The sequence below is a fragment of the Trichococcus flocculiformis genome, assembly GCF_963662535.1.
GTDB lineage: Bacteria > Bacillota > Bacilli > Lactobacillales > Aerococcaceae > Trichococcus > Trichococcus flocculiformis.
In genome coordinates, this window is the sequence record NZ_OY759718.1 from 2,944,866 (window position 1) to 2,965,544 (window position 20,679).

The window sequence follows — 20,679 nt, forward strand, 5'->3', positions numbered from 1 at the left end:
CCGTTGTCAATCATCCCCGAACGTGCTCAGCATGAAATTGGTATAAGCGGTAATCGGCAAGTAGGCCAACAGGATAAAGAAGGAACCGATGATCAAAAGCGGCATCGCTGCCATAAAGCTGTTCTTCACTGCGCTCAAGTAGCGGTTTTGTTCCAGTTTCACTGCTATCGGAGTCAATTTTTCCTCAAGGACATTTAATAAGTTCTCCATTTTTTATAACCTCCTGATTTTATTCCTTAATTGTGTTGATGCCTTCTTCAAGAATTTCGATTTGGCGGATGGTCTCTTCATCTTTGACGATTTTTTCTTTTCCGTTCACGATCGACTCGTAGACGCCGGCATAGATTCTTCCGTAATCTCCAACTTCGGAAACGACTTTTTCTTCGTGGTAACGGCCCGCATCATCCATATAAGTCAGGACACCGTAATGTTCCGGCAAATCGATCCCGAAGTCGGCGTTTGTAGGCATATGGAACACTTTCAAATGCTCCTCTTGACGATCCTTGGTCTGTTTGACGAACGAGCCCTTTTTACCCGTAACGACAAAGCTTGGACGTTCCTTCAGGCGGAAATAGCTGGATTTGACGGAAATTTTCTTCGTATCATAGAAGAAGTCCAAATCGAAGTAATCATTGAATCGGCCTTTGCCCAGAAGTTGTCTGATGTCATAAGTGATGCTTTCCGGATTGCCGAAGTAGGAAAGGACTTGGTCGATTGTATGGCAGCCATGGCCGTACAGGTAGCTGTTGACCTTCGAAAAACTTGTGATGGATTCCGGAACTTCCGGTCTGAAATAGTCGTAGTGCATTTCAACTTCCAGGATATCCCCCAGCACGCCGCTCTCGATCACTTTTTGGACCGTCAGGAAGTCCGAGTCGAATCTGCGGTTTTGGTAGCATTGGATGAAGAGATTTTTTTCTTTCGCCAAGGCGAACAATTCTTTTGCTTCTGCGGAAGTGTTCGTGAACGGCTTTTCAACCAACGCGTTTTTGCCTTTTTCCAAAGCCATTTTGCCATATTGATAATGGAAATCCGATGGCGTGGACACCACTACCAATTGGACTTCATCATCGCTCCAGATGTCTTCAATGTTGTCTGTGTAAAGGACACCGGGCACTTTTTCCCAAGCATCGTTTTGTACCGGAGAAAAGATTGTCTTGACGCGGATATTTTCATTTTTCAGGGAGAAGGGCATGTGGTAACGGTGGGCACTTTTCCCGCCGCCGATATAAGCGATTGTTAACATAAGATAATTCCTCCATTTCTCTTGCATGGCCTTATTATAGTGAATACCAATCTTCACGAAAACGCTTTTACTCCAGATGGGACCTGCTGTTCAATGCACGAACTATTTGCTTGTAAAACACTGAACATAATGTTCAGCGCGCATGTGAATATCCTTTGCCATTCACTGTTCGCAGTTGCCTTTTCCGGGTTTATTGCTTATATTGAAGGAAATGCCGGATCGGACAAGTGAATCGAATCGTTGCTGGATACATTACATATATGGAGGGAACAGGATGAGTTTGCTGAAAAAATTGAAATCGAAAGAAAATTTTACGGATACCGAGCAAAGAATCGCTGATTACGTTTTGGCCAACTTGGATGAAGTGCCCGATATGGTGATCCAACAGCTTGCAGAAAACACCTTCACTTCCCACTCAGCGATTATCCGGCTCAGCCAGAAACTTGGTTTTTCGGGCTATCGGAGCTTCAAGGTGGCGCTCATCCATGAAATCCAAAGCAGCAAACACACGCCGACAAATGTCGATCCCAACTTCCCGTTCCTGCCGATGGACGGTTCGATGGACATCGCTAAAAAAATGGCCGACCTGACGATTGAAACGATCAGAAAAACCTTGGTGAAACTGGAAAAAGACAAACTGAACAAAGCGACTGATCTGCTGCAAAAGGCGGATAAGATTTTCCTTTTCGGAACGGGCGATTCCCAGATCCGCGCCCGCAGCTACCAGAACAAACTCATCAAGATCAACAAACATTTGGTCATCGCCGATGAGTACGGCGAAGCAGCCTGGAATGCCATGAGCATGGGCAAAGGCGATTGTGCCCTGTTCATCAGTTACGGTGGCAATTCGGCGACCCACAGAAAAATCATCAAGTACCTGAATTCCATGAAGATCCCTTGCATCCTGCTGACTGCAAATACGGAACAACCAACCAGCAAGCTGTGCGACCTTGTGATCGAGGTACCTTATGATGAGTTCGACTTCTTCAAAGTCGGCACCTTCTCTTCTCAGATATCCTTTGAGTACATACTAAATACATTGTTTTCGATCCTCTACGCACGCGAATACACAAAAAACCTCAACAACCTCAAGCGCAAATCAGAAGCGGCGAAGAAATGGGAACTGCTCTAGAAATCCTGTCAAACTAGCAGCACTTACGCGGCCAAATGCTCGTTGGCGGGTTTTCTGGATCGATTCAACCCCAGAATTACCTTCCAAGCAACGTTTGGCGGGGAATTCTGAGGAAAACTTAGTAGTTAAGCCCGCCAAATTGATTTTGGCGGGTTATTTTGGATACCTTAGCTCATTTGCAACCTAATTATTCCCTTCAAAAACAGAATCCTATGACTTTTACTTTCATCTGTGATATAGTAGGCGAGTCACGCTGTTGCTCAGAGCACCTATATAACGTTTCGCGGAGAGGCATTTGGCAAAACGAGAGTCCAACTCTCTTTCCCAAACTGGCCTGACCCGAAACATACCCACTAAAATCAAATGCATGCAGAGCATGCTGAAGGAGAACCATTTGTTATTTAAAGAACTAGAATTAAACCAGCACCTGCTGCGCGCACTGAAAGAGGCTGGCTACACGAAAGCTACGCCCATCCAAGAAGATGCCATTCCGCATCTGCTGAACCAAAAAGACCTGTTGGGTTGTGCCCAAACGGGTACCGGCAAAACCGCTGCTTTTGCCCTGCCGATTCTGCAGAACCTTACGGTAGAAGGAACAGCTGGAAAAGGCGCCATCAAAGCCCTTATCCTTGCGCCTACCCGTGAGCTTGCCCTGCAGATCGGGGAAAGCTTCCAAATTTACGCTAAATACCTGCCATTGAAGATCCAAGTCATTTTCGGTGGTGTTTCCCAGAATCCTCAGACAACCGCGCTGAAACGCGGAACAGATATCCTGGTGGCGACGCCGGGCAGACTGTTGGACCTGATCGGACAAGGATACATCAAACTGAACCAGGTAGACTTTTTTGTCCTGGACGAAGCGGATATGATGTTGGATATGGGGATGCTGCATGATGTACGCCGCATCATCCGCGAATTGCCTAAGAAACGCCAAAGCATGTTCTTCTCGGCCACTATGCCGACTGAGATCGAAAAACTTGCCGGCACTATTTTATCGAATCCGGTGAAGGTGGAAGTCACGCCGGTTTCCTCGACTGTAGAAATCATCCACCAAAGCGTTTATCCCGTAGCCAAGACCGATAAAACCGATCTGCTTATCCACCTTCTGAAGGAAGATACAGTGGAGCGCTCGCTTGTCTTCTCAAGAACGAAGCACGGCGCCAATAAGATCGTCAAAAAGCTTTTGCAGGCAGGCCTTACAGCCGAAGCGATCCACGGCAACAAATCCCAGACCGCGCGTCAACGGGCTTTGGAAAACTTCAAGACTAAAAAAACCAGCGTTCTTGTAGCGACAGATATCGCAGCCCGTGGCATTGATGTGCCTGAGCTTTCGCATGTCATCTTGTTTGATCTGCCTGAAGTTCCGGAAACCTATGTTCACCGTATCGGACGGACGGGACGCGCAGGACGCGGCGGAAAAGCCATCTCATTCTGTGATGAAACCGAAGCCTCTTTGTTGCGAGACATCGAAAAGCTTATCAAGAGAAAAGTTCCGGTCGTAACAGATCAGCCTTTCCTGTTGAAAGAAGGCACGAAGGCAGCTGCACCGCAGCAAAAAAAACCGGTTGCCGCGCGCAATAACGGAACTCGCGTCAAAAACCAGCAAGGTCCAAGAGGCGGCCAAAAAGCCGCACAAAGACCGCGTTTCCAGACAAAACAAAACACACAAAGCAAATGATAGTAAAACAAGAGAGCTCCCGCCGAAATTCCGGTGGGAGCTCTCTTGTTTTCTAAAAAAATCTGCTGAATGCGACGGGATTAGGAGACTCCTCCTCCGATCAGGGGTGGCTTCGACGGAGCTGACGCGTGCGCAAAATCCGCTCCTCCGTAGAGCCCTCGTTCGACGGAGGACAGCATCCGTCAGCGCACCCAGCTCCGGCAAACATTCGCTCGCAGAAGGACAGCTGATTACCGGAACCGCAACTCCGTTGAGAACGGCGCTCACCGGAGGAAAGCACCAACTCCGACCAAGGTCGGCTTCGTCGGAGCTGATGCGTGCGCAAAATCCGCTCCTCCGTCGAGCCCTCGTTCGACGGAGATCAGCCTCCGTCCGCGCACCCAGCTCCGGCCAGCATTCGCTCGCAGGAGGACAGCTGATTACCGGGAACCGCAACTCCGTTGAGAAGGCCGCTCACCGGAGGAAAGCACCAACTCCGACCAGGGGTGGCTCCCCCCAACATCAAATCAAATTTTTTATGCCGTCGCAGATCCTTTTTGCGACGATCGGATTGTTCATCGTGTAGATGTGGATGCCATCCACATCATGCGCCAGCAGATCGACAATCTGATTGATCGCGTAGGCCATGCCGGCATCGAAAAGTGCCTCTTTGTTGTCTTCGTATTTGTGCATCACTCTGGAAAACTTTTCCGGCAAGGAGGCTCCGCAGAGCGTCACCATCCTTTCGATCTGGGCTTTATTGATGACCGGCATGATGCCCGCCTCGACCGGAACGTGCATACCTGCAATCTGGATGTGTTCCTGGAAGGAATAGAAGGCATTGTTGTCGAAAAAGAGTTGGGAAATCAGATGCTGCACCCCACTGTCCACCTTCTCTTTCAGATAGGCGATATCCTCGATTTTGTTCTTCGATTCCGTGTGGCATTCCGGATAACAGGCGCCACTGATGGAAAAATCACCGTACTGCCGGATGAATTTGACCAGATCGCTGGCGTAGCGGAAGTCCTGCTTTTCTTCCACGGCCGGATTTTTATCCCCGCGCAAGGCAAGAATGCTATCGATTTCGGCCTCTTTCAGTTCTTCCAGCAATTCGCAGATTTCGAATTTCGAAGAATTCAAGCAAGTAAGATGCACCAGCGGATCGATCCCGTACTGTTGCTTGATGCGTTTGGCCAATTCAACAGTCTGATTGTCCGTGTGGCTTCCACCGGCACCAAAAGTGACGCTGATGAAATCAGGATTCAGTTCACTCAGGATCGCAAGCGTTTCATCGATGTTCTGGATCGCTTTATCGCGCTTCGGTGGAAAAATTTCGAAGGAAAGCACCGGTTTTTTCTTTTGGAATTTGGATTCGATTTTCATCAGCCTTCACCTCTTTTTTAGACCAAAACTGCGTCTTTGATGATTTTCGCCGCCGCCACAAGATTGGCCAGGCTTTCTCTTGTTTCCTTGATGCCTCTTGTTTTCAGTCCGCAGTCCGGATTGATCCATAGATTTTCCTCGTCTATCTTCGTCAGCGCGTTCTTCAATACCGCTACCATCTCTTCGACACTCGGCACGCGCGGCGAGTGGATGTCGTAAACACCCGGTCCGACTTCCGTTTCGAACTGGTTCGCCTTCAAGGCATCGATGATCGTCAGTTTGGAACGGGAGGCTTCAAAAGAAATGACGTCCGCATCCATGTTATCGATATCCTTTACGATTTCCTCGAATTCGCTGTAGCACATATGCGTATGCACCTGCGTCTCCGGTCTCACGCCACTGTGGCAAAGGCGGAATGCCGGAATCGCCCAATCAAGGTACTCGCTCGCCCATTCTTCTCTGCGGATCGGCAACTTCTCCTTCAGAGCCGCTTCATCGATCTGGATGATTTTGATGCCCGCTTCCTCCAAATCGAGAACCTCTTCGCGGATCGCCAGACCGATCTGGAAAGCCATCTCCCTCAGCGAAATGTCCTCACGCGGGAACGACCAATTCAAGATTGTCACCGGACCAGTGAGCATCCCTTTGACCGGTTTGTCGGAAAGACTCTGCGCATATTCCGAATAGAACACGGTGATCGGGTTTTCGCGTCGGATGTCCCCGAAAATGATCGGCGGCTTGACGCATCTTGTTCCGTAGGACTGTACCCAAGCTTTTTCGGTAAACACGTATCCAGCCAGGTTTTCGCCGAAGAATTCAACCATGTCGTTGCGCTCGGATTCGCCGTGGACCAGCACATCCAGCCCCAGTTCCTCCTGCAGATCGATGCATTCTTTGATGAAGCCTTTGATGTTTTCATCGTATTCGGCTTTTGAGATCGCGCCTTTGCGGTACTTGCTGCGGTTCTGCTTGACTTCCCTCGTCTGCGGGAAGGAACCGATCGTCGTTGTCGGCAACAGACCCAGTTGCAGTTTCTCTTTTTGGATCGCTCTCCGTTTTTGTCTCGGAACGTTTCTGACAAAATCTCTTTCCGTCAAGCTCGCTACGGATGCTTGCACGTGCTTGTCTTCGTAGACCCGGTCCGCTGAAAAGACTTTTTGATTCGCAAGATAAGCTGCCTGCTCTTCATATCCGGATCCGGATGTGCCGATCAACTCCGTCAGCTCTTTGATTTCCTGCAGCCTTTCCTTCGCGAAAGCGAAATACTGGGAAACTTCTTCCGGCAAGCTCGTTTCGTTTTCCAGCGTGTAGGGAACATGCAGCAACGAACAGGAAGTGCTGATGACGATGTCGTTGCTGTATTTCTTCAACCCATTGACCAACGTGATGACCTTTTTGTAGTCGCTCTTCCAGATGTTTTTCCCATTCAGGACACCGGCAAACAATGTTTTATCAGCCGGAAAGCCATATCTTTCCAAAAGTTCCACAGTCTGTTTGCCTTCGATGAAATCAAGGCCGATGCCGTCGAAATCGAGCCCGACCACTTCTTCATAGCTGTCCCTGATATCGCCGAAGTATGTTTGCAGCAATACTTTTACGTTACCCTTATGCGCCAAGACTTTTTCGTAAATAGCCGTGAACAGCGCTACATCTTCTTGCGTCAGATCGGTGACCAGGCTCGGTTCATCGAACTGCACCCACTCCACACCCTGTTCGTTGAACCGATCGAGGATTGCGATATAGGCATCTGCCACTTGGTCGGCAAAATCATTTATTGTTTTCGAGCCTTTGTATTTGGCCAGCTTCAGGAAAGTGAATCCGCCGATGAGGACCGGTTTCGTCAGCACACCGATTGCTTTGGCTTCTTCGTACTCGACAAAAGGCTTATCGCCCACCAATTTAATTTCGGTATTGTCGGACAGTTCTGGAACCAAATAATGATAGTTGGTGTTGAACCATTTCTTCATCGCCAAGGCTTTGGCGTCGCCCGCTACGCCCTGGTATCCGCGCGCAGCCGCAAAATAAGTGTCGCGCTCGCTCAAACCGAGCTGTCTGTAGTTTTCAGGCAACGCGTTCAACAGGACCGTCAGATCCAGCACGTTATCGTAATATGAAAAATCATTCGAAGGGATGTGGCTAATGCCGGCAGCCTGCTGCAGATTCCAGTGCATCTCCCGCAAACCCTTTGCGACTTGCTCCAACTCTTCTGTTGAAATTTCTTGCTTGAAATATTTTTCGGATGCGAACTTTAATTCGCGCAATTTACCGACCCTTGGAAAACCGATTACTGAACTGTTCATTTTGATTCCTCCATTTCATTTTTTGGTTCCTGCTGCAAAACTATCAATCATGCTTTTAAGTGTTGTACTGTTTGCTGATCATCATTCATCAGAAGGTGGTTTCAGTATGCCACGGAATCCGGATATAGGATAACACTTAATAAATATACGAAGTTATAGCTTTTCGCTATAACATCGTGCGGCCTGATCCTAGTTGACTGGAGTTGGACCGGGTTTTGTCGGCTGTTTTGAGCATTCCACATCGCGAACTGTCGAGAGACCAAACTTCTGTCGGCTGTTCCGAGCATTTCACGGTACAAACAGCCGAGAGATCAGTCTTCTGTCGGCTTTTCGCTATTCAAGGTATCCTCAACAGCCGACATCCATTTCTATAACCGTCTTTTGGCACAGCAAAGAAGAGCCACCTCAAAAATCGAGGCGGCTCTTCTTTATTGTCGACAATCTTGTTTTGGACAAATTCGGATTATCTGCATTTCTTTGAAAACTTAGTAATTTTAGCTCAGGTGTGGATTATTGGAACAACTTTTTGTACATCGCAATCGTTTCTTCTAATGTCGGCGTGAATGGGTTTCCTGGTGCGCAGGCATCGATCATGGCATTTTTGGACAGGTAATCGTAATCGAATTCCTCTTCCTTGATGCCCAACTCATTCAATGAGGTTGGAATACCAACGACTTTGGACAAACGTTTGATTTCTTCGACCGTGTAATCCGCGCAGGCTTGATCGGATACGTCAGCCGTTACTGCCAAGCCTAATGCTTTCGCTACTTTGCGGAAACGTTCAGGTGCAAATTTGGCATTTTCAGCTTCCACAATCGGCAATAACATCGCGCAGCAAACGCCGTGCGGCAAGTGGTAGACGGCACCCAATTGGTGAGCCATCGAATGCACATAGCCCAGGCCGGCATTGTTGAAGGCCATTCCGCCCAAGAAAATGGCATTGACCATTTTATCGCGCGCATCCAAGTCCGTTCCGTTTTCGACAGCTTTCGGCAAGTATTCGCGGATCAATTCGATTGCTCCGGCTGCCAATACTTCCGTCACAGCGTATGCGCCCGGTGTTACCATCGATTCGATCGCATGTGTCAACGCGTCCATCCCAGTTGCGGCTGTCAATGATTTCGGCATCGTCAACATCAATTCAGGATCGTTCACGGAAATCTTCGCCAAGCTGTTTTTGTCGACCATAACCATCTTCACTTTGCGGTCTTCATCGGTGATGACGTAGTTGATCGTGATTTCAGCGGATGTTCCGGCAGTCGTGTTGATCGCCACAACCGGCAAGCCGGCTTTAGCGGATTTGTGCAAACCTTCGTAGTCCTGCGGTTTGCCGCCGTTCGTCAGGATGATGCTGATGGCGCTCGCTGCATCCTGCGGAGAGCCGCCACCGAAGGAAATGATGAAGTCGCAGTTTTCTGCTTGTGCCATCGCCACGCCTTCATTGACGTTTTTGCATGTCGGGTTCGGATCGACATCCGCATAGATCACATAGTCGATTGCCGCATTGTCCAACTCTGCCAAAACAACGTCGATCATTTCGCTTTTGGCCAAAAAGTTATCCGTTACGAACAAAGCTTTCTTGTAGCCAAGTTCCTTCACATTGCTGCCCAATTCCTTGATGCAGCCTATTCCGATCAGGTTTATTGCCGGTACATAAAAAGTTGCCATTTTCAATTATCCCCTTTTGATATAATTAGATGTTCAAGTAGCCCGCTCTTGGGGTTACCGAGAAACGTTTGCCAAGATTGCTCAGTTGTTCGTCAGTGATTTCCTGTCTGATGCCGCCTTGCGATTGCACGAGTGTATAGACAGTCGCTGATTTTTCAGCCGTTTCGACCAAACCGAAGCACTCTTCCAAATCTTTTCCGGCTGCGTACAAACCGTGGTGCGGCCATACGATCAGACGGTATTCCTTCATCTTCTCAGCAGTCGCTTCGCCGATTTCGTTCGTTCCAGGCATCAACCAAGGCAGGATGCCCACGCCTTCAGGGAACACGACCAATGACTCGGTACACATTTTCCAAAGGATACGCGTGAAGCTTCTTTCATCCAACTCGCAAGAGAAGGACATCGCCAACAGGTTGGTGGCGTGGCAGTGGTAAACGACACGGTTTTCAGGATCGACCGACAAGCGCGAAATGTGCGACATCAAGTGAGCAGGCAATTCGCTTGTAGGAGCCGCTCCATTTTCATAGCCCCATAACAGATCCACGCTGTTGCCTTCCGCAGTTACTTTCAGGATACCCAAGACATCAGCCGGATCATGGATGACGTTTTTGAAGAATTTCCCTGTTCCTGTGACCAGGAAATATTTCCCAGCCAATGCTTTGCCGTCGAAAGCGATCGGAATGTTGCGTTTCACTTCGTTCAGATCCAGATATTCCGTAATTTCCTCTTCTTTCAGCAAGTAGGACAAGTTGCCGCTGTTTCTTTCGTGCCAGCCGAATTTGTACATGACGTCCGTCAACAGCATGACTTCTTTGATGAATGGTGCTTCTAAAATGTTTTTCATTTTTATGATTTCCCCCTTATTTGCGTTCCGTAAGAATTTTTTGTTCGTAGTCTTTTACTTCAGTCAGCCATTCCGTACCAGCTGGTACATTTTGTTGTTGGCAATAGAATTCCCAGACAGCCCCGAATGGATAAGATTTCATTTCTTCCGTAACAGCCAAACGGGTTGTGAAGTCGCCTGTGCTTTCGGCATCCTTCAATGTTTCGATCGGGCTCAACATACCCAACAACAATGATTTCAACGTGCTGCGCGCGCCAATGACCATGGCTGCGACACGGTTGATTGTTGCATCGAAGAAGTCCATGCCGATGAAAGTTTTGTCCAACAAGTCGTTGCGCACCAATGTTTCGCCGATGCGGGTAGTCGCTTCATCCAAGATGACCACGTGATCGGAATCCCAACGGATCGGACGGCTCACGTGCAGCATCAAACCTTTACCGAACGGCAGAAAGGCCGTGAATTTATCGGATACATCCTCGGTTGGGTGGAAATGTCCCGCATCGATTGTCCACAGGATATCCCTTGTCAAAGCGTAGGACAGGTAGAAATCATTGGAACCGGTCGTGAAGCTTTCTGCACCGATGCCGAAGAGTTTGCCTTCGACTGCGTCCAGCATATGCGCATCATCGAATTTTTCTTCCAAACATTGATCCAACGCATCGCGCAGGCGTACACGCGGCGACATTTTGTCGATTGGGTTGTCTTTGTAGCCATCCGGGATCCAGATGTTGTTCACGCAAGTTTGGTTCAGCTCTTCGCCGAAGTAAGCGGCCACTTTGCGGCTGCGTTTCACGTGTTCGATCCAGAACGCTTGTGTTTCAGGGTCATTGCTGGACAATGTGCCGTCTGTCGATTTTGGATGGGAGAAGCAAGTAGGGTTGAAATCCAGTCCAAGGCCTTTTTCTTTTGCCCATTCTACCCATTTTTCGTAGTGCTTCGGTTCTATCTGATCCAAGTCGATTTTTTCGTCCGTATCCACGTAGATGGCATGCAGATTCACTTTATGATTACCAGGGATCAGGCTTAAGGCTTTATCCAAATCGGCACGCAATTGCGCTGGCGTCGTTGCTTTGCCAGGGTAGTTGCCGCTGACGGAAATCCCGCCGGTCAAGGCTTGATCGGGGAACATGAATCCCAATACGTCGTCCCCTTGCCAGCACTGCAAGGAAACCTTGATTTGGCTTAATTTTTCAAGTACTGCATCCGTATCCACACCGATGGCGGCATATTTCTGTTTTGCTAAAGCGTATGCTTCTTCAATAGGTTTTGTCATTTGTCTATACTCCAATCTTTTCTTCGTATTTTTTTAGGTGCTCCCGGTCTGCGATCGGGTTTGGTGGGTATTCTTCCACATGAATCTGACTTCTCAGCCATTTTCTGGCTTCCGCCAGGTCAGCAAATTCTCCAGCCGCAATCATCTGCACGAGCAGGTTTCCGATTGCGGTGCCTTCGGTAGGTCCGGCAACGACCAGCTTCCCGGTGACATCGGCAGTCAACTGATTCAGCAATTTAACATTCGCTCCGCCGCCGACGATGTGCAGCACGTCAATCGTTTCCTGCGTTAGTGCTTCGACTTTCTTCAGTTCATGCGCGTAGGCCAAGGCCAGATTGCTGTACACGCACATCACCAATTCGCCGGTCGTTTCCGGAACGATTTCGCCCCTTTCGCGGCAATAGGCTTGGATTTCCTCAATCATATTTGCCGGATTGAGGAAGCGCGGATCGTTCAGATCGACATACTGCAGGAATGGTTCGACTGCATAGGCCATCTGCGCCATTTCGCCGTAGGAGTGGCGGTAATCCAGGTTGCGCGCGATTTCCTGCACGAACCACATGCCCGTGATGTTCTTCAGGAAACGATAGGTGCCGTAAGCGCCCCACTCATTCGTGAAGTTCGCTTCGTAGGCGGGACGGTCATTGATCGGTGCGTCGTTTTCGACACCGATCAATGACCAGGTTCCGCTGCTGAGGTAGGCCCATTTCCCGGCCAGCGCCGGCACGCCGACGATGGCGGATGCTGTATCGTGTGTCGCCGCAGCGATCACTTCGATTTTGGGCAGGTCATAAGTTTCCGTCAGATCAGCCTTCACATCGCCGATTTTCGTTCCTGGCACAACCAGTTCCGGGAACTTCTCTCTCGGGATGCCGACAAGTTCAAGCAAGTCGGCATCGAACTCCCCGGTTTCGAGATTCAACATCTGCGAAGAAGACACATTCGTCACTTCGCCGACCATTTCCCCGGTCAAGCGGTATGCCAGATAATCCGGTATCATCAAAATTTTGTCCGTCCTGGCCAACAAGTCCTTGTCCTCTTCATACAGTTGGTACAAAGTATTGAAGTTCAGGAATTGGATGCCCGTTTTGGCGTAGATTGTCTCTTTGTCGATCTCTTGCGCCACTTTTTCCATCGTATCTTTCGTGCGTTCGTCCCGGTAACTGATCGGCAGCTGCAGCAATTGGCCGTCCATTCCAATCAGGCAGTAGTCGACCGCCCACGTATCGATCCCGAGATGGCATTCCGTCACGCCGAGTGCCTTCAGTTTGGATAGCCCAGTCAGGATTTCTTCGAAAATGGTTTCGATATCCCATCTGTCGGATCCGTCGATGCGGCTGAAGCCATTTTTGAAACGGTGCACTTCCTGCAACGCCAATTGTTTATTATCTATTTCCGCCAGCATGATCCGCCCGCTGGAGGCTCCGATATCTATCATCGTATAGTACTTCATTTACTTGTTTCACACCTCCGCCTTGTAATTGTTTACATTACTATTAAACAACTTCTGGATTTATGCTACAATGTCACTGAATGAGTTGTGAGTACCAAATATACAGGAGGTGTTGGGATGGATCTGATTGCGCTGTTATCGCAGGAATCTGTCATCGAAAAGGAACAGAAAAAGCGGCATAAATTTGTGCCCGATCTGCCGGAACTGGAGGGGGAGGCGACCCGGGCGCCAAAAATCAAGGAACATCTGTTTTTCGAAAACAAGGACATCTACATCAGCAAACACAACCGCTACGCCGCCTACCCGGAGCACTCGCACCAATTCCTCGAACTCAACTACATCGTGAAGGGCGAATGCCGCCAGATCATCAACGGCGTCCCTTACTTGTTGAAGGAAGGCGACATCCTGCTGATGGACACCGGCAGCGCGCATTCCATCGAAGCGCTCGGAAAGGACGATCTGCTATTGAACATCCTCTTCAACAATAAGAGCATCTCGATCAACTGGCTGATGAACATGAACCACCACGACAGCATCCTCTACAAAATTTTGCTGACGAATAACCCACTGGACACGAATGCAGCCAACTTCATCCTGTTCCGCAATGAACAAAACGAACACATCAAGCAAATCATCAACAATATGGCCGATGAATATTTCTTCCCGAAAGTCTTTTCCGGAAAGATCATCAGCAGTTATCTGCCGATCCTGATTTACGAATTGGCGCGTTCCCTGCCGCACGAGTACAGCGAAACGTTCAGCAAAAAAGACCCCTTTTACGAGGTCCTCCAGCTGATCGATGCCGAATTCACGACCCTGACCTTGGACGCGGCATCCAAACGGCTGAACTTCAACAAAAACTACTTGAGCAACATGATCAAGAAGCGCAGCGGCCAGACGTTCACGGAACTGCTGAACGAAAAGCGGCTGCTGAAAGCCAACCTGCTCATCGAATCCACCGAAATCCCGATCCAGACGATCCTGACCGAAGTCGGCTTTTCGAACAAGACTTATTTCTATACGTGTTACAAAAACAGATTCCACTGTCTGCCATCGGAAGTGCGAAAAAACGGAGCTGCCTCGAAATGAGACTGCTCCGTTTCTTTTGTTGTTTAATGGTATTGTTATCTGTTTGTCTCTGGGGTTCGAAGTTCGTGGCGAGATTCCCCGTCAAAATGGATTTGGCGGTGAATCTCGAGTTGTCCGCGGACGTTTTCCCCCGCCAAAGTGGTTTCGGCGGGTTTTATGACTGTTGTTTGGACTGAAATAACCCGCCAAAGTACTTTTAGCGGGCTATTTTTGAGCATATATTCAATTCTCATACAGAATCAACGAGTCTGTATAAGCTTTTTTCATTCGTAGCCGTTCGGATTGTTCTTTTGCCAATTCCAGGAATCGCGGCACATGTCCGCCAATGTCTTCTGGGCGGTCCAGCCGAGTTCTTCTTTGGCTTTCGTCGCATCCGCGTAGCAAGTCGCGACATCGCCGGGGCGTCTGTCGACAATTACGTAAGGGATCTCGACACCATTGGCATCCTGGAAGTTATGCACCAAGTCCAGCACGCTGTAGCCGGTGCCTGTTCCTAGGTTGTAGATGCCAACGCCTTCCGTTTCCTTGATTTTGTCCAAAGCCTTGATGTGGCCTAAAGCCAAGTCGACGACATGGATATAGTCGCGGACGCCTGTGCCATCCGGTGTATCGTAATCATCACCGAATACGCTCAAGCGCGGCAATTTTCCGACCGCCACTTGCGTGATGTACGGCATCAGGTTGTTCGGGATGCCGGTCGGGTCTTCGCCGATCAGGCCGGATTCATGCGCGCCGATCGGGTTGAAATAACGCAGCAAGGCGATGCTCCACTCGGAATCGGCGAATGCCACGTCCTGCAGGATCTGTTCGATCATCACTTTTGTGTAGCCGTAAGGGTTCGTTGCGCTTGTCGGCAGGTCTTCCGTCAGCGGTGACACGTTGTTCATGCCGTAGACCGTCGCCGAAGAACTGAAGACGATCTTCTTCACGCCGTGGCTGCGCATCACATCGCACAATACCAAAGAGCTCGTGATGTTGTTGTGGTAATATTCGATCGGTTTCGCCACGGATTCTCCGACTGCTTTGTAGCCCGCGAAATGGATGACCGAGTCGATTTCCTCTTTTGCGAAAACGGCGTCCAAGGCTTCGCGGTCCAACACATCCACTTCATAGAAAGTCGGTGCTTTGCCGGTGATCGTTGCGATCCGGTTCAACACTTCCGGTTTGCTGTTCGAATAGTTGTCGACGATAACGACTTCCTGACCTGCTTTCAATAATTCCACTACGGTATGGCTGCCGATGTAGCCGGCGCCTCCAGTCACTAATACTGACATTTTATCCCCTCCACTTTCCTTTCAAAAATCAACGCAACTGTTCGACGAAACGGCCAAACGCTTGCTGGCCTTCGGGGGTACGTTTGAACACACCGGCATCCTCCAGCACCCGCAAAAAGGCTTCGCTTACCGCATCCTGCACCACTTCTGCCGCATCGGCACCGGTCCTCGCCTTTTTGTCCACCAAGCCTGTAACCCACTCCTGATGGTAAGCAGCAATCTCAGCTGTTTCTCCGTTAAGATACTGTTCGATTTCACTCAATTCATCCTTCAAGCGCGGCGGCAGAATCGCTAGCCCCATCACTTCGATCAGGCCGATATTCTCTTTCTTGATGTTCTGCACGTCCGGATGCGGATGGAAAATGCCATCCGGGAACTCCGGCGAAGTCCGGTTGTTGCGCAGCACCAGATCCAGTTCGAACAATCCGTCCTTCTTGCGCGCAATCGGCGTGATCGTGTTGTGCGGAATGCCCTCGGTGACATGCAGGATGCCGGCCGCTTCATCCGAATAGCCCCGCCATGCATCCAGAATAAAGGATGCCGCCTCCGCCAATTCATGCACGTCCTTACCGGCAAGCCGGATGACGGACATCGGCCATTTGACGATGCCAGCCTGAACCGAAGCGAATCGATCCATTTCAAATGGCTGTTCAACCGGCGCTTCCGCCATCGCGAAGGTGTGCCGTCCGCCCTGATAATGATCGTGCGATAGAATCGATCCACCGACGATCGGCAGGTCCGCATTCGATCCGACGAAATAGTGCGGGAATTGCGTGATGATCCCAAGCAACTTCTCGAAAGTATGCTTATCCAATTTCATCGGCTTGTGCTCCTCGGCCAAAAAGATGCAGTGCTCCTCATAGTAAGCATAGGGCGAATACTGCAGCCCCCACTTTTCACCGTTCAACGGCATGCGGACGATGCGGTGGTTGGCGCGGGCCGGATGGTCGATGCGCCCGGCATAGCCTTCGTTTTCCATGCAGAGTTGGCAAGCCGGATAAGCTGATGCGGGTACGTTTTTCGCCAAAGCGATCTGCTTGGGATCCTTCTCCGGTTTGGACAAGTTTATCGTAATCTCCAGCTCCCCGTAATCAGTACGGTGCTGAAACGCGATATTTTTGGCGATGCTGCGGGTTTTGATGTAATCATTGTTTTGGCTGAGCTCGTAAAAATAGTCAGTTGCCGCTTCCGGATTTTCTGCATAGACTGCCCAGAAATGCTTATTGATGACGGAAGGCATCGGCGTGATCAAAGACATGATCTGCGCCTCCAGCGTCTCCCTCGCGTATTGGTAGTCCGCGATTTTACCGTTTGCGACCGCCCAATCCACCAAGCGATCCAGCAGATCCAAGCGCTCCGGCAAAATTTGCGATGGCTCCAATTTTGTGTCCAAATCTTCCTTGCCGATCATGGCCAACAGCAGATTGCGCTGCGCAATCCTGTCCATCGCTTCCGTTTCGCCGTTTGCGATGCCCGTTTCCACGAAATCGACAACAGCTTGATCGATCATGTACGCTGTCTCATTTATCGTCATACCAACCGCTCCTTATAACCGTTTTGCGCCGTCGCTGATTTCGGCGATGTAGAATTCTGCCGGATAACCGATCGCTGCTTCATAGGTTTTACCGACATTTTCGATAAAGGTCGGAATCGCATCTTTTTCGACGATGGCGATTGCGCAGCCACCGAATCCCGCTCCGGTCATGCGCGCTCCCAAGACACCCGGTTGATCCCATGCAGCTTGAACCAAGGTATCCAGTTCGATGCCGGTCACTTCATAATCATCCCGTAAAGAAATATGCGACTGGTTCATCAATTGGCCGAATGCCTCCAATTCGCCTGCCTGCAAGGCCGATTTGGCTTTCAAGGTGCGTTGGTTTTCTGTTACCGCATGACGTGCACGGCGGTACAAAACATCGCTCTCCAGAACTGCTTTCGCATTTTCGAAGGTTTCTTCATCGAGTTCGCCCAAGCTGCCGACCGAGACGACTGTCTGCAGCTTCGCCAAGGCTTCTTCGCATTCGCTGCGGCGTTCGTTGTACTTGGAGTCGACCAATTCGCGACGTTTTTTCGTGTTCATGATGACGATTGCGTGATTGCCCAATTCTACAGGAACCATTTCATATTCAAGCGTATTGCAGTCCAGCAAAATTGCTTTGTTTTCCTCGCCCATGCCGACAGCGAACTGATCCATGATGCCGCTGTTCACACCGATGAACTCGTTCTCCACGCGTTTGCCGGTTTTGATGAGGTCCAAACGATCCACGTTCAAATCGAACAGGTTATCCAGAACGACACCCATCAATAGCTCGAGGGATGCAGATGAAGACAGACCCGAGCCGTTCGGGATATTTCCGAAGATGACCATATCCATGCCTTCCGGGATGGCGTGACCGGCTTCCTTCAGGTAGCGCAGCATGCCTTTCGGGTAGTTTGCCCAGCTATCAGCTTTTTTGTGATCAAGATCGGCCAAATCGAAGCTGATGACGCCGGCTTCCGGGAAATTTTCTGAGTAAAGACGGACCTGCTTCAGATCATTTTTTGCCGCAATCGCGTAAGTTCCCAGTGTGATTGCGCAAGGAAAGACATTCCCGCCATTGTAATCCGTATGCTCACCGATCAGATTGATCCGTCCCGGTGCGAAAAATGCTGTGTAATCCTTTTTGCCGAATAATTCCTCAAATTTTTGCTTCAACCCTGTCAATTCCATCTTCATCCGCTCCTTCTTGTTTTTGATAAATTTTTACTTGTTATTTTTACTAAATATTAACTAAATGAATTATAACCCCACAACAAAGAAGTGTCAAGCGATTTTGGAGCGCTTTCATTTTTAGGCGCTCGATCTTAAAGAGATGTTGCGAATCTGTTCAGGAGCACATTGGCTACGTCGAATTTAAGAAACCATGAATAACTACCGGTTATCCATGATTTTGGCATCGCGGCACACCAAAAAGATGGATATAAAATTTTTATTCATCTTTTGGACTCCCGCACGGACCCTAAACATGAATATCGAATCTTTATCCATCATTTCCACATTAACAAACCCAACGCCAAAAATTAAAGCCGCCTCGCAATGGAGACGGCCAATTTTTCTTATCGCAAACCCATATATGTGTTGTAAAAACTCACGAACAACAGCAATAGAACCAGCACCTGGAAAATAACAGAGACCGTTTTATTCGACAATTTCTGATTCAGAGCGGTCCCAACATATCCGCCAGCCACTGACGCGACTCCAGCGACGATCATGAAAGTCACGGAATAGTTCCCCAGTTCACCCGCCAGCACGACGCTTCCCAGTTTCGAAATCTGCGAAAAGAAAACAGTCGCAATCGAATAGCTGATCGCTTCCTTGATCGTGAAGGAGAACAGCAATACCATCAATGTCACATTCAGCGGGCCCCCGCCGATGCCGAGAAAGACAGAGAACCCACCCAAAAACAAGCCGACAGCAAAAATCAGCAAGGGTTGTTTCACCTGGTAATGCCGGATTTTATCCTTCCTTCTTTCGTAATACAGGATCAATATGAGCGTGATTGCCAATAAAACTGCTTGGATAGCCTTCACGTAGCCTTCTTTGGTGCTGTTGATCAGCGTCATGAAAGCCGTTTGACCCAAATATCCCCCCACAAGCGATCCGATGGAGACGAGCGAAACGATTTTGATGTCGAACGGGAAGCCATTGCGGTAAAGTTTTCCGATTGTCACGATACCCATGATGAAGATGGCTACCGATGCGTAGAAGCCGATTTCGACCGCGTTGTGGTAGCCGATGACATCCAGCAATTGTTTGATGATCACGCCCCCGCCCAACCCGGCCAATGCTCCCGTCACTGAAGCGATAAACATAACCACCGCATATAATAAATAGATCATTTTTCCACACTCCTCATTAAAGATAGAGGCTGGAGCATCCGCCCCAACCTCTTAAGTCTTTATGCTTCTTTCCAATCCAAGTCTTCGCCATTGGTCGCAATCACTTGCTTGTACCATACGAAGGAATCTTTTTTGATGCGTTGCTTAGTACCGTTTCCTTCATCATCCAGATCCACATAAATGAAGCCGTAACGCTTGCTCATCTCCCCGGTGCTGGCCGAAATCAGATCTATCGGTCCCCAGGAAGTGTAGCCTAAGACTGGCACCCCATCCAGATCGATAGCTTTCTTCATTTCGCTTATGTGCTGGTGTAGATAATCGATGCGGTAATGATCATGGACTTTCCCGTCAACGATCGTATCGGCGGCGCCCAGTCCGTTCTCGACGATCATAAGCGGCAGCTGGTAACGGTCGTACAAGTAGTTCAAGGCGTAGCGCAAGCCTTTCGGATCGATACCCCAGCCCCATGCAGAGCGTTCGATATGCGGATTTTTGTAGCCCGTCTCCACACCGTTTAAGCCCCTCAGGATACCGGTTGTATTCTTACCGCAGACATGCGTCATATAATAGCTGAAGGAAACGAAGTCAACTGTGCCTTCCTTGAGAATTTCTGCATCTCCCTGAAGCACCGGCAGTGTGATGTTCTGGCGCTCCAGCTCCTTCAGCTTGTAGTTCGGATAATAACCCCGGCACTGCACATCCGGATAGAACATCATCTTGTGCATGAAATCCTCGTTCCCTTGGATATCATCCGGATGACAGCTGTTCGGGTAAGAAAAATGGCCGGCATACATCATGCCGATTTTATTTTTCGGGTCGATGGCACGGCCTGCTTTCACGGCCAAAGCACTGGCGATGAACTGGTGATAGGCCGCTGTCATTTTGACCGCTTCGTCCGCTGAACTGATTCCGCCGGCGTTCCAAGGCATCGTCGACATCACATTGATTTCATTGAAGGTCAGCCAATAGGTGACCCTGCCTTTGAAGTGTTCGAACACCGTTTCGGCATAGCGCAGGTAAAAATCGACCACCTTGCGGTTTTCCCAAGAACCGTATTTCTGCAGGCCCATCGGATTCTCAAAATGGGAAATAGTCACTAACGGCTCGATGCCGTTCTCCAGGCAAAGATCGATGAGCTTATCGTAAAAAGCCAAGCCCTTCGCATTCGGTTCCGTTTCGTCCCCTTGCGGGAAGATGCGGGACCAGGCGATTGAGAAGCGATAGCACTTGAAACCCATTTCGGCGAAAAGCGCGATGTCCTCTTCGAAACGGTGGTAATGGTCGATGGCTTCATGCGTCGGATAGTAACGATCCGGTTCGATCACCGCAGTGATATCCCGCTTCAGGGTCGGGCTTCCCGCCGTCATCATATCGGCTGTACTCAAGCCCTTGCCGTCCTCCAAGTACGCTCCTTCGATCTGGTTGGCGGCTGTTGCGCCGCCCCATAAAAAATTATCTGGAAATCCCATTTTTTTGCACTC

Annotated in this window: 16 protein-coding genes; 3 read left to right on the plus strand and 13 right to left on the minus strand. The window is 49.5% G+C overall.

Annotated features, from left to right (window positions below; all coding sequences use genetic code 11):
* Positions 1-6 precede the first annotated feature (6 nt).
* Positions 7-210, minus strand: a complete 204-nt coding sequence (locus tag ACKPCD_RS13990; RefSeq protein WP_321433574.1) for a hypothetical protein — start codon at positions 208-210, stop codon at positions 7-9.
* A gap of 19 nt (positions 211-229) precedes the next feature.
* Entirely contained in the window at positions 230-1,246 is a 1,017-nt protein-coding gene (locus ACKPCD_RS13995) for a Gfo/Idh/MocA family oxidoreductase (RefSeq protein ID WP_321433575.1), read from the minus strand.
* A 274-nt stretch (positions 1,247-1,520) separates the two neighbouring features.
* Here ACKPCD_RS13995 and ACKPCD_RS14000 point away from each other — a divergent pair, with 274 nt between their 5' ends.
* Both ACKPCD_RS14000 and ACKPCD_RS14005 read left to right on the plus strand, forming a co-directional pair.
* A complete protein-coding gene (locus ACKPCD_RS14000; protein ID WP_321433576.1) occupies positions 1,521-2,378 on the plus strand; it encodes a MurR/RpiR family transcriptional regulator in 858 nt (285 codons plus the stop codon).
* 394 nt (positions 2,379-2,772) lie between these two features.
* Entirely contained in the window at positions 2,773-4,056 is a 1,284-nt protein-coding gene (locus ACKPCD_RS14005) for a DEAD/DEAH box helicase (RefSeq protein ID WP_321433577.1), read from the plus strand.
* A gap of 501 nt (positions 4,057-4,557) precedes the next feature.
* On the opposite strand, the gene metF is transcribed toward ACKPCD_RS14005, so the two are convergent.
* The 6 genes from metF to rhaB all read right to left on the minus strand — a co-directional run bounded on the left by metF (position 4,558) and on the right by rhaB (position 12,956).
* Positions 4,558-5,418 carry a methylenetetrahydrofolate reductase [NAD(P)H] gene (metF, locus tag ACKPCD_RS14010; protein ID WP_272161155.1) on the minus strand — a complete coding sequence of 287 codons (861 nt, stop codon included), beginning with the start codon at positions 5,416-5,418 and terminating at the stop codon, positions 4,558-4,560.
* Between the two features lie 17 nt (positions 5,419-5,435).
* Positions 5,436-7,718, minus strand: a complete 2,283-nt coding sequence (gene metE / locus ACKPCD_RS14015; RefSeq protein WP_321433578.1) for a 5-methyltetrahydropteroyltriglutamate--homocysteine S-methyltransferase — start codon at positions 7,716-7,718, stop codon at positions 5,436-5,438.
* 510 nt (positions 7,719-8,228) lie between these two features.
* Positions 8,229-9,386 carry an iron-containing alcohol dehydrogenase gene (locus tag ACKPCD_RS14020; protein ID WP_068562272.1) on the minus strand — a complete coding sequence of 386 codons (1,158 nt, stop codon included), beginning with the start codon at positions 9,384-9,386 and terminating at the stop codon, positions 8,229-8,231.
* Positions 9,387-9,411: 25 nt separating this feature from the next.
* The gene (gene rhaD, locus ACKPCD_RS14025) at positions 9,412-10,236 is read right to left on the minus strand and encodes a rhamnulose-1-phosphate aldolase (protein WP_211306196.1); all 825 of its coding nucleotides are present in this window, start codon (positions 10,234-10,236) and stop codon (positions 9,412-9,414) included.
* Between the two features lie 10 nt (positions 10,237-10,246).
* Positions 10,247-11,503, minus strand: a complete 1,257-nt coding sequence (locus ACKPCD_RS14030) for an L-rhamnose isomerase (RefSeq protein ID WP_272161152.1) — start codon at positions 11,501-11,503, stop codon at positions 10,247-10,249.
* A gap of 4 nt (positions 11,504-11,507) precedes the next feature.
* Positions 11,508-12,956: a rhamnulokinase gene (gene rhaB, locus ACKPCD_RS14035; protein WP_321433579.1), complete on the minus strand. Its 1,449-nt coding sequence runs from the start codon at positions 12,954-12,956 to the stop codon at positions 11,508-11,510.
* Positions 12,957-13,073: 117 nt separating this feature from the next.
* On the opposite strand from rhaB, the gene ACKPCD_RS14040 reads away from it, so the two are divergent.
* The gene (locus tag ACKPCD_RS14040) at positions 13,074-14,045 is read left to right on the plus strand and encodes a helix-turn-helix domain-containing protein (RefSeq protein WP_321433580.1); all 972 of its coding nucleotides are present in this window, start codon (positions 13,074-13,076) and stop codon (positions 14,043-14,045) included.
* Between the two features lie 263 nt (positions 14,046-14,308).
* Here the strand turns inward: ACKPCD_RS14040 and galE are convergent, their stop codons facing one another.
* From galE to ACKPCD_RS14065, 5 genes are all read right to left on the minus strand, one after another.
* Entirely contained in the window at positions 14,309-15,319 is a 1,011-nt protein-coding gene (gene galE / locus ACKPCD_RS14045) for a UDP-glucose 4-epimerase GalE (protein ID WP_068562277.1), read from the minus strand.
* Positions 15,320-15,347: 28 nt separating this feature from the next.
* Entirely contained in the window at positions 15,348-16,853 is a 1,506-nt protein-coding gene (gene galT, locus ACKPCD_RS14050; protein ID WP_321433581.1) for a UDP-glucose--hexose-1-phosphate uridylyltransferase, read from the minus strand.
* A 12-nt stretch (positions 16,854-16,865) separates the two neighbouring features.
* Positions 16,866-18,029, minus strand: coding sequence for a galactokinase (locus tag ACKPCD_RS14055; RefSeq protein WP_119092210.1), 1,164 nt, complete (start codon positions 18,027-18,029; stop codon positions 16,866-16,868).
* Between the two features lie 386 nt (positions 18,030-18,415).
* Positions 18,416-19,198, minus strand: coding sequence for a sulfite exporter TauE/SafE family protein (locus ACKPCD_RS14060; protein WP_321433582.1), 783 nt, complete (start codon positions 19,196-19,198; stop codon positions 18,416-18,418).
* A gap of 59 nt (positions 19,199-19,257) precedes the next feature.
* Positions 19,258-20,667, minus strand: a complete 1,410-nt coding sequence (locus tag ACKPCD_RS14065) for a glycoside hydrolase family 1 protein (protein ID WP_321433583.1) — start codon at positions 20,665-20,667, stop codon at positions 19,258-19,260.
* Between the last annotated feature and the right edge of the window lie 12 nt (positions 20,668-20,679).